This is a genomic window from Rhodoplanes roseus (assembly GCF_003258865.1).
GTDB lineage: Bacteria > Pseudomonadota > Alphaproteobacteria > Rhizobiales > Xanthobacteraceae > Rhodoplanes > Rhodoplanes roseus.
Map to the genome: position 1 here is coordinate 1 of NZ_NPEX01000191.1, position 10,573 is coordinate 10,573.

The following is a 10,573-nucleotide window of genomic DNA, read 5'->3' on the forward strand; positions in this document are numbered from 1 at the left end:
GTCGTCGCCGACCATGTCGCCGCACTGCGCCGACGAGACGAAATACGGCGTGGTCGACGCGGTGGTGAAACACTTTCGGGACGCGCAGGCGAAAGGCGCTCCTGTCGCGGGCCAAGACATCCGCGACATCGTCACGGTCAACGGCGTCCGGGTCACGGTCCAGGACGGCACCTGGGGCTTGGTGCGCGCCTCTTCCAACAAGCCGGAGCTGGTCGTCGTGGTCGAGAGCCCGGTGTCAGAGGCCCGCATGCACGACATGTTCAAGGCCGTCGACGCCGTCCTGCGCACCCACCCCGCGGTCGGAGCGTACAATCAGACGATCTGAGCGCCGGACGTCGGACTGGCCCCGCATCGGCGTCGGGGCGACGTGTCACGGAGTTCACTCACGGACCGGGACGACATGAACAGCTTCCAAAGCGCAAGATTTCGCACCGGGGCCGCGAGGCGCAAGACTGCTCGCGACCCGGCCCGCTCGACCGCCGCGGCGCGATGCACGAGGTTCGTGGTCGATCGAACCCACATGGGCCGGCGCGCCTCGGGCATCGAGCGGATGACGGATCAGCTCTTTTCTCCGCCCGCCTTGCATCCGCTCGTGCTCGATTCCAGCCGCGAATGCGCGAGCCGGTCGTCGATGATCGTCCAGCAGATGCTCGCCAATCCGGCCCGCGCCATGCTCTCCCCCGACACCGTCTGGGTGTTTCCCGGATACCCGCCGTCCCCGGCATTCGCCTTCCTGCGCGAGCGGACCGTCTTCTACGTCCACGATCTCTTCCTGATCACGCGGACGCGCGATCTCAACCGAAGCGCCAAGCTCTACATGGCCCCGCCGTTCAGGCTCGCGATCGGAGCGCTCCGCTACTTTCTCGTCAACTCGGAGTCGACCCTGCGCGAGCTGCTGGCCTGGGTTCGGCCCGACGCGGAGGTGCGTCTGTATCGTCCGGTGGTCGGAAACGTGTTCGGTCTCTCACCCCGGCCGAGCGTGAACGACTCCGAGGGATCGTTCGGCCCGACGAGGCCATTGATCGTCGGCGCCCTCGGCACGATCGAGCCGCGGAAGAACTTTCTCGCGGCGGCCCGCGTGTGCGAGGGACTTCGCCGCCAGCTCGACATTCCGGTCGAGCTCCACATCATCGGACGGCCCGGCTGGGGAGACGACGCGACCGAGCTCGGCCGAATGCCGGGCGTCGTTCTGCACGGCTTCCTCGACGACGACGCGGCCCGCGCTGCGATCAGCCGGTTCGACCTGTTCCTGTCGACCTCGCACGACGAGGGCCTCGGTCTGCCGCTGCTGGAAATCCAGTATGCAGGCCTTCCCGTCGTCGTGCCCGACCAGCCGATCTTCCGCGAGGTGCTGGGGGGCTCCGGGACCTTCATCGATCCGGCTCGGCCCGACGAGGCCGCTTGCACGATCGCGCGCCTGTTCGAGCGTCCTGACTGGCGGTCGAGAGCCGCCAGCGCCGCCACCGCGAATCTGGAGCGCTGGAACAGCCAGGCAGAAGCGGATCGCGAGAACGTCGTTGCGTTCCTGTCGGCGATCGCGGCCGGCTCGGCTGCGCGGCAGGAGCAGGCCCGATGAGGCCGAGCACCATCGCGGCGCGTCCGACCCGGCGGAGCGTCCTTCTCGCCACCGCGGCGGTCGGGGCGACGATCGCGACCGCGCGGCCCGGAACGGCGGGTCCGTCGCACGCCACCACCCAGGGCCCGAACCAGACCTCGCCGAAGGGTGGCGTCAATCTCGCCGGCGCGGACTTCGGGACCATCCCGGGCGTTCACGGCACGGAGTATCTGTATCCCGGCCCGCGCGACGTCGACTATTTCGGCGATCTCGGCTTCGGCCTGATCCGACTCCCGTTCAAGTGGGAACGCCTGCAGCCGCGGCTCGGCGCACCGTTCGCGCCCGCGGAGGAGCGCTTGCTGACCGATGTCGCCCGCTACGCGACCGGTCGTCGGATCGAGGTCGTGCTCGATCCGCACAACTATGCCAAGCGGCGGATCGCGGAGGACGGCTGGTCGAGAGAGCATCAGATCGGCAGCGCCGCTGTGCCGAGCGACGCCTTCGCGGACTTCTGGTCGCGTCTCGCCCGGCTGTTCGCGGCCGACGACGACGTCCTCTTCGGCCTGATGAACGAGCCGGTCGGACTGTCGAGCGACGCGTGGCTCGGCATCGCCAACGCGGCGATCGGCGCCATTCGCCGCACCGGAGCGACGAACCGCATTCTCGTGCCGGGCGTCGCTTACACCGGCGCGCATTCCTGGCTCACGGCGAACAACACGGTGATGGAGGGCGTGATCGATCCGCTCGACCGTTTCGCCTTCGACGTCCATCAATACTTCGACGCGGACTCGTCCGGCACACGTCCCGACGCCGTGTCCGGCACGATCGGGTCGGAGCGCATCGAGGCGTTCCAGGCCTGGGCCCGCGCGCACGGCTTCAAGGCCTATCTCGGCGAGTTCAACGGCGGCCGTAATCCGGCGGGCTACAATGCGCTGCACGATCTCTGCCAGGAGATGAGCGCGAACCCCGACATCTGGCTCGGCTGGGCCGCTTGGGCGGGAGGACCGCGCTGGCCCGAGACCGAGATGTTCAATCTGGGGCCGTGGAAGGACGGCCGAATTCGCGAGCAGACGGCGATCCTGGCCCGCTACGCCCGGCCGCAGTCGTCGAACGCCTGGGTGACGGAGGGGGCCGCTGTCGACCTGGACTTCGCGCGCGGGCGCGTCTTCGGCGTGCCGAGCCTCGAGGCTGCACTCGCCCTCGGCGCCGAAGCCCAGGAGTCCGGACCGCGGTCCGTGTCGGACCTGGCCGACCGCAAAGGCATCCGGATCGGCGGGCCGGCCGGCCCCCTGTCCGCCACCCCTGGGGAAGCGCTGCTCGGCCTCATGGGCGGCGAAGGCTTCACGCTCCTGATCGAGACGCGCGAGCTGCCGTCGACCCCGTCGGCGGTCGATCTCCTGAGAACCGGGACGCAGCCGCTGCTGCGGCGTGCGCCGAGCGGCGCGGCCGAGTTTCTCTCCGGCGAGCTCCTGCGGACCGCCTCGCAGCCGCTGGCGCGATGGCAGTCCAAGCGCCGGGTGGGGCTGACGATCGACCGCGTCCAGCAGCGCGCCGGCCTCGGCGTGACCGGGCAATCGCCGGTCGAAGGCCGTGCGGAGATGCCCGATGCCGCGCGTGTCGCGTTCTCCTTGGGAGCGCAGGCGTCGTCCGGCGGCTATCTGGTTCGCATCGTCGCCTTCCCTCGCTTCATCGAGAGGGCCGACATGGCGGCCCTCGTCGCTTGACGCGTGGTCTCTGGGACTGCCGGATCGCCTCGCTCGTTCCGGTCCGAAATTGTCGCGTTCGGAGCGCCTCGGAACAGGACGACCTCGATGTCGAATGCACACACGAGCGCCCGCGTGCTCGCTCCGGCCGACCTCGCTCCGGCCGATCTCGCTCCGGACGACGTCGATCCGGGCGAGCGTGTCCGGCGAGCCCTCGCCGCGGCGGATCCCGGCACCGAGATCATCGTCGATTTCGACGAGACGCTCTGGCTCAGGAACTCGACCGAGGAGTATCTCCGCAGCCTCCGTCCTCGACTGCTCGCCTATCTGATCCTCCTGGCTCTGGACGTCTTGCGCCCGTGGCGCCTGCTCGGCGGCGCGGCGCGGCAACACCATTATCGCGACTGGCTGCGGGTTCTGGTCTGCTCGGTGCTTCTGCCCTGGAGCATCCCGCTGTGGCGGCGGCGGGCGCCGGCGCTCGCGGCGCTCTGGCAGAATCGTGAGCTTCTCGACGCTCTGCAGGACAGCGGGTACGCCTCGTTCCGGGTGGCGACGCTCGGATTTGGCGCCCTGGTCGAGCCGTTGCTCCGACACATTGCTCCGCAGGCGGAGCTCGTCGCCTCGGGCACGCTCCTGTCCGGGCATCGGATCCGCCGCCTCGGCAAGAGCGCCTCCATCGCGAGCCGGCACGGGCGCGGCCTCGTCTGCGGCGCCATCGTGATCACGGACAGCGAAACCGACGCCGACCTCCTGGAGGACTGCGCGATGCCGCTCCTCGTCCGATGGCCGGCGGCAGAGTACCGGCCCGCCTTCGCAGAGGCCTACGTGCCGTTCCGTTACACCCAGCGGGGCAAGCGCCCCGGCGAGAACTACATGCTGTACGGCGTTCTCCTGGAGGACGTCGCGCTCCTGTGGCTGTCGTTCGCCTGGATCATGCCCGCCCCGATCGCTGGTGCCGCGGCGATTCTGGCGCTGCACCTGTCTCTCTGGTGTGTCTACGAGATCGGTTACGTCGAGAACGACACCCGGGCCACCATGCACGAGGCGAAGCCTCAGACATGGGGCGGCGCCGGGGCGGCTTGCGCGCAGCGCTTCCAGCCGACATGGGCCTGGACCGCCGCCGCCGCATTCGCCGTGTCGGGGACTTGGCTCCTCGTCACCTTCAACGCCGGGGCGGTGCGGCTTCCGCTCGGATCCGGGCAGGCGCCGCTGCTGCTCGGCGTGCTCGGCGTGTGGGCCGCGTATCTGGCGATCACCCGTGTGGCCTTCTGGACCTACAACAGGCTGGACGTGGCGAGCCGCGGAATCTTCTACGTCGTTCTGCAACTGCTGCGCACGGTCGGTTACGGCGTCCTCCTCGCGACCAACCCGATCGGGCTTGCGGCCCTTCTCTCACTCGTGCTGGCGCGCTGGGTCAAGTACCTGGTGTATCGCGACACCGGCACCAGATTGACGGAAGACCAACGCTTCCTGACGCTCCTGTTCTTCCTCGTCCTGGCCGGCGCAGCCGCGACCATCGACCCGGTCGCGGTCGTGAGCGTCCAGGCGGTGGCGACGCTGGTCTGGCTGACGGCTTATGCGCATCGGCGGATTCGCGGGTTCTTCGCCCAGATCCGTGTCGTCCGCCCGTGACCGCGAGGACTTTTTGTATGGAGTCGCGTCAGCCGTCCCACCCGCCGTCCGACCAGGCAACGGGCCATGTCCCGCTGTTCAGCGTCATCGTGAACAACTACAATTACCTGCGGTACCTCCCGGTGGCCATCGCGAGCGTGCAGCATCAGACGTTTCGCGATTTCGAGCTGATCGTCGTCGACGACGGGTCGGACGACGGCTCGATCGACTATCTCGAATCCATCCAGACCGGCCTCACCCTGGTCCGAACGAACCGGCTCAATCAGGCGCGCGCCTGTCTCGCCGGAATCGCCCGCGCCAAGGGCCGTTACGTCTATATTCTCGATGCCGACGACTTCGCCGCACCGGATCTGCTGGAGACCGTCGCGGGTCGTCTCGCCGAGGCTCCAGCCAAGGTCCAGTTCCGGCTGGTGCCCGTCGGCGAGGACGGCGCCCCGTTCGCGCCGGCGTACCCCGATATCGGCGACCGCGACGACGAGACCGCCCAACGCGAGCAGATTCGCCGCAACGGCATGCCGTCGTCACCTCCGACATCCGGCAACGTGTTCCGCCGCGATCTCTTCTCCCGGCTCGACGACATCGATTACGAAGCCGCCATCGACGGCGTGACGCTGCTCTATGCTCCGTTCGCCGGCACGGTGGTCAGCCTGTCGCGTCCGCTCGCCTTCTATCGCGTTCACGAGCACTCCAAGTCGGCCCATGCGAAGCCCCTCGATCCCGAGCGGATCCGTCGCGACCGCCGCCGCTTCGAGAGCCGGCTGGCGCATCTGAACACTCTCCTGGAGAAACACCATCCGGACGTGGCGCCCCTGCCCGCGGCCGCGTCCTTCTTCTTCCACTGGGACCACCTGACGCTCGAGCAGGCGGCTCTCGGCACCGCGGTCGGGCCCGCCGTCGCCTTGAACTACGTCTCGCGACTGTTTCGCGAACACGGCGTCGGGCGCTTCACCGCCAACAAGCTGGCGTGGCTCGCGATCGCGATGCTGGCGCCGCGCAACATCAAGGACCGCGCCCTCGCGATCCGTCGGAACCCGTGGCCGCGCCGGGCGCGCCGCTCGCCGGCGGTCGGAGCCGACGCGATCACGGGCAAAGAAGTCGTAGGATCGTGACCGCCGGAACGCGGATCGCAGAGGGCAGCACGACGAGCGCCTTGTTCAGCCGTTCGTAATCAGATCGAGGAAGCGCATGGACGATTCGAACGGCCACGCCGTAAACGAGCGCCCCCACCGGTATCGCCACGGCCAGTGCGGCGACCCCGTCGAGCAGCCGCGTGCACGACCACGCCGCGAGGGCGCACGCGGTCGCCGCGAGCAGGATCCGGGCCAGAGAGGAGTACGGCGTCGGGGTCTTCAAGCTGCGGTGAATGTACCAGACGCGCGCGAGAACGACGGCCGTCTGGATGGAGACACGGGCCACCGCGGCGCCGAGCAGGCCGAAGGTCGGAACCACCGTGAACCCCACCAGCAGGACCAGAATCGCGGACACGCCGCCGGTGAGGAACACGAAGCGGGTCCGCTCCATCGCGAGCAGATAGGTCACGCCGACCGAAGAGGCGGCGCTGAATCCCGCACCGGCGACGAGCAGGACGGCGGACGGAACCGCGCCGGCGAAAGCTCCGCCGTAGATCGCCGGCACCAGAACGGGTGCGATCGCCGCCGCGCCGAAGCAGGCCGGCAGAACCAGAAACGCGATGAGCCGGGTCCCGATCGCGTATGCGTCGCGAATCTTCTCCCCGGCGTTCACGCCGGACTGTTCGGACAAATAGGGCAGCAGACCGCCGGTGAGCAGCAACGGCCCCTGGGTCGCGAGATTGGCGAGCGTCAGGCTCACCGAGAAGAGGGCCACGGACTCCGTGCCCCAGCTGCGTTCGAGAAAGAAGATCTCCATCCGCGACCACGCGAAGGCCGTCCCGACATAACCGAGCCACGTCTCGAACGTGAATCTGTCGACCCGGCGTCTCAGCTCGGGCGACAAGCTCCCGCGTCGGGAGAGAATGCCGGGCAACAGCAGGGAGGGCAGGAAGCCGACCGCAATCGCCCCCGCCAGTGCCCCGTTCGCCCCGAACAGCCAGCCGCCCAGGGCCGTCGCGACGACCTGGAGCACGGCCGACAGCACCGCCAGACGCGCCATCCTGCCGAACCCTTGCGAACCGCGCAGGTACCCGTTGACGTAGTTGGCTGCGGTTTGAAAGACGCAAGCGAGGCCGACGAGTATCCAGAACAGCGAGTCCGTCCTGATATGCGAACTGCCGCTCTCGGCGGTGCCGCCGGACGCCGCGATCACGATCGCATAGGCGCCGAATCCGAGGAACAGAAGGCTGACGATGATCCCCGGCCAGCGGAACAAGTGCCGGGTCACACCGGCCGCCTCGGCTTGGTCGCCCCGCGCGAGCAGCTCCGGAAGATAACGCGACAGCGTGCCGGGCGTCCCCAGATCCGCCACGACGATGCTCACGGTCACGACCCAGGTGGCGAAGGCGACGATTCCGGCCGCCTCGACGCCGAGCATGCGCGCGACAAGCACGGTGCTCAGGAATCCGCCCAGCATGACGGACAGCCCGGCCGTTGCGCTGGCCATCGTGTTGCGGACCAGACGTCCGGTCATGCGTCCTTCCGATCGTGCGCCATGGCGAGCGTCCTGGTGCGAGAGATTCCGTTCGGTCTGAAATCGTATGCGAGGCAGGCGATACCGAATCCATTATCGAGTCAACCAATCACACCGGAACGAGTTCTCGTCGGCGCCGATCGATGCAATCGGCTCCGGATGGGCTCGATCGACGATGCGCTTCGCATCGACGGCTCCGCAGTGACACACGTCGGCGGCGCTTCGTCCCGCCGTTTCCCTCGGGGACCCTGATCATGAAAAGGATCGAGACCTCGCTCCCGAGCCGGCCCGCTGGTGCTCTCGCACGCATCCTGAAGAACGCGGAAGCGCGGGGTTCGTACGACCGTGTCGCTGCTCCGTTCGACAGCGCGCGCGCCGAAACCACGGTGCTGCGCGATGTCGAAGGACCCGACGCGGCAGCCGATCGGGTCGTCGCCTCTGTCGTGAGACGGCTCCGCACTCACTTTCCTGCGGATGCCGGTCGTCCACCGGGGATCCCCGGCCTGGCGCCCTCGCCGGACCACCTGGAGAGCATGGGCCGCTCCGTCGCCGAGGCTGTTCTCTCGGAGATCGTCTGGGCGCGGGCGCCCGTCTTGACGGCCGACGCCGCGGCGACGGACGAAGTTTGCATGACCTTGGTCGATCGACTTATGGATGCCCTGGAGCAGCATGGTCACACGATCGATCCCGGCATCAAGACCGGCTTCGAGACTGCATTGTGGGAGTTTCGCGAAGCGCTCACGGGATGACGAGAGGCGCGAACACCCGTGCCTTCTGCTCGTTCCCGACCGGCCGCGATGCTCCCGCCGGACCGGTGACACGCTGCTGTTCCACGGCGGCGCGCCGGCGATCGTAATCAGCTTCGAGAAGAACCCGAGCTCCGACATCCGCTGTGCTCTGATTCCGATCACCAAGGCCGCATGGCGCCGGTTCGCCGTTCTGGTCCGGGCTCTGGGCCCGGTTGATCGAGGACTCGGGGATCGTCGTCGTCCGACAGCACGGCGGCATCCGCCTGGAGCTCCAGCATGCGCAGCAGTGCCGGCAGCCGGGGCGCCGGCTCCGTGATCTCGTCGGCGCCGTGCGGTTCGCCAAGACGCCGAACAGCGGACCCGTCACGTGATCGACGGCGAACGCATCCCGATCGCCGCCACCGGAGGCTGCGATCGGGAGCCGACAGAGGTATTAAAAGACCAGAGACACCGTGTGTGGTCCGGCGCGTCGACGGATCCGACGGCAATCCGCGACGACAGCACGATTTCGGAGCACCTTCTGCGCGTGTGATTTTGCTCAGCCCATCCGCCTTGTTGCAGATTTGCTTCAGCCAGAAACAATCGGCGGGTCATCGCCGGGATTAAGCTCCGAATCCGATCGGTTCGATTTAATATCCGGCCGGGGACAACCGCAGGGGTGGGGGCTGGGCATGAAAAACGGCGCATGGAAACTGGCCATTGGCACGGCCTGTCTCGTGGTATCTCAGTCCGCGGGAGCCGCCGATCTCATTGCCAAGGCCCCCGTCGCGCCGACCCTGGTCGCACCTCCGGCCTGGGCAGGATTCTATTTCGGCGGTCATTTCGGCGGGGTCGTCAATGCCCAGCAGGATGCGCTGGTCAGCGGCAGCGGCGTCGCGGGCGGCGGCGGCGCCGGCGGTGGCGGCGGCGCGACCGGCGGGGGTACCGGTGGGACGGCCGGCAACGGAGGCAACGGAAACGGCGGAGCCCTGGTCGGCTCGTTCGAGGACCGACGCGCACTCATTGGCCTCCACGCCGGCTACAATTGGCAGTTCACCAACACGGTGTTCGGCCTCGAGGCCGACGTGGACAGCCTCGGCCAGGGCAACGTCTTCGGCACGGCGCGCGCCCGTCTCGGCTACGCGTTCGACACGTTCCTCGTGTACGGGACCGCGGGCGTGGCCTGGGTGGCGGAGCGTGACACGACGATCGGTGTCTTCGCCGGGGGCAACGGCGGCAACGGCGGTGACGGCGGCAGTGCGGGCGCGACGCCGGGTGGGGCCGGTGGAGCAGGCGGAGCCGGGGCCGGTCAGCGGCTGGTGCTCCGCGACGGCGCACACGAGGCCGCCTTCGTGATCGGCGGCGGCGTCGAGGCAAAGCTCACGCCGCAAGTCTCGCTCGGTGTCGAGGCGCTCTACTACGGCTTCGACGGCGGCTCGCAGTTCGGACTGAACGACGACATGGTCACGGTGCGCGGCCGCTTGTCGTTCCATCCGACCCAGACCGACATCTCGCCGGCCGGCGTCGGCCTCTACACGAAGGCCCCGCCGCTTCCGCAGGCCGCCGTCTGGACCGGAGTGTACGGCGGCGTCCACCTCGGCGCCCTGTATGCCGCGTCGGGCCATGTGATCGACAGCGTCGGCCTCGTCAACGGCGGCGATGGAACGGCGGGCGGCGCCGGGACCCCGGGCGGCGGCGACGCAGGTGGCGGCGGCGGTGGTGGTGGCGGTGGCGGTGCCGCGTTCGCTGCCTTCAAGCAGAACCTCTCCGTCCTCGGCGGCGCCCATCTCGGTTACAATTGGCAGTTCGATCGCATGGTGATCGGCGGCGAGGCCGACTTCAGCGCCACCGACGACGACGCCCACAAATATCTCGGGACCGTGCGCGGTCGCCTCGGTTGGACGTCTCAATCCTATCTGTTCTACGCCACGGCCGGCGTCGCGTTCGGACGCAACGACGCCGTGCGCGCAGTCTCCGGCGGAAATGGCGGGAACGGCGGAGCAGGTGGCACCGGGGCCGGTGGTGTCGGCGGCACCGGCGGCACCGCGGGTGCGGGTGGTTCTGCGGTGGCCATCGTGGCCGACGAGACCCAAGTGGGTTTCGTGGTCGGCGCCGGCGTCGACGCCAAACTGACGGACCGCGTGAGCGTCGGCCTGGAAGGTCTCTATTACGGATTCAAGAACGACGACGTGACGCTGCCTGCCGGTCAATGGGTGGTGGGGGACAACGACAACAGCGCGTTCGTTCTCCGCAGCCGGCTTTCGGTCCGACTGTCACCCTGATCAGACTCACGACCGGATCGGGCCTGCCCTTCGCCTGCTTTTCGCCTGTTCCTCGTCGTGTCCGTCGCT

8 protein-coding genes and 1 pseudogene are annotated in these 10,573 nt (G+C 68.6%); 8 read left to right on the forward strand and 1 reads right to left on the reverse strand.

Going from position 1 to position 10,573, the window contains the following annotated elements:
• From CH341_RS21865 to CH341_RS34360, 5 genes and pseudogenes are all read left to right on the forward strand, one after another.
• A pseudogene (locus CH341_RS21865) lies at positions 1–325 on the forward strand (phosphomannomutase/phosphoglucomutase); the annotation flags it as partial.
• 177 nt (positions 326–502) lie between these two features.
• Positions 503–1,576, forward strand: coding sequence for a glycosyltransferase (locus CH341_RS21870; RefSeq protein ID WP_170149751.1), 1,074 nt, complete (start codon positions 503–505; stop codon positions 1,574–1,576).
• The gene (locus CH341_RS21875) at positions 1,573–3,279 is read left to right on the forward strand and encodes a glycoside hydrolase family 5 protein (protein WP_111421098.1); all 1,707 of its coding nucleotides are present in this window, start codon (positions 1,573–1,575) and stop codon (positions 3,277–3,279) included. The genes CH341_RS21870 and CH341_RS21875 overlap by 4 nt, the downstream gene beginning before the upstream one ends.
• Before the next feature lie 87 nt (positions 3,280–3,366).
• Entirely contained in the window at positions 3,367–4,890 is a 1,524-nt protein-coding gene (locus CH341_RS34355) for a hypothetical protein (RefSeq protein ID WP_170149752.1), read from the forward strand.
• 17 nt (positions 4,891–4,907) lie between these two features.
• Entirely contained in the window at positions 4,908–5,999 is a 1,092-nt protein-coding gene (locus CH341_RS34360) for a glycosyltransferase family 2 protein (protein ID WP_170149753.1), read from the forward strand.
• On the opposite strand, the gene CH341_RS21885 is transcribed toward CH341_RS34360, so the two are convergent.
• On the reverse strand, positions 5,971–7,494 hold the full coding sequence (locus tag CH341_RS21885; protein WP_111421099.1) for a lipopolysaccharide biosynthesis protein: 1,524 nt from the start codon (positions 7,492–7,494) through the stop codon (positions 5,971–5,973). The two genes, CH341_RS34360 and CH341_RS21885, sit on opposite strands and share 29 nt — an antisense overlap.
• Positions 7,495–7,748: 254 nt before the next feature.
• Here CH341_RS21885 and CH341_RS21890 point away from each other — a divergent pair, with 254 nt between their 5' ends.
• From CH341_RS21890 to CH341_RS35325, 3 genes are all read left to right on the forward strand, one after another.
• Entirely contained in the window at positions 7,749–8,243 is a 495-nt protein-coding gene (locus tag CH341_RS21890; protein WP_111421100.1) for a hypothetical protein, read from the forward strand.
• A 367-nt stretch (positions 8,244–8,610) separates the two neighbouring features.
• Complete coding sequence (locus CH341_RS34365; RefSeq protein ID WP_170149754.1) at positions 8,611–8,775, forward strand: hypothetical protein; 165 nt, start codon at positions 8,611–8,613, stop codon at positions 8,773–8,775.
• 139 nt (positions 8,776–8,914) lie between these two features.
• The gene (locus tag CH341_RS35325) at positions 8,915–10,504 is read left to right on the forward strand and encodes an outer membrane protein (protein WP_210208518.1); all 1,590 of its coding nucleotides are present in this window, start codon (positions 8,915–8,917) and stop codon (positions 10,502–10,504) included.
• The last annotated feature ends 69 nt before the right edge of the window (positions 10,505–10,573 follow it).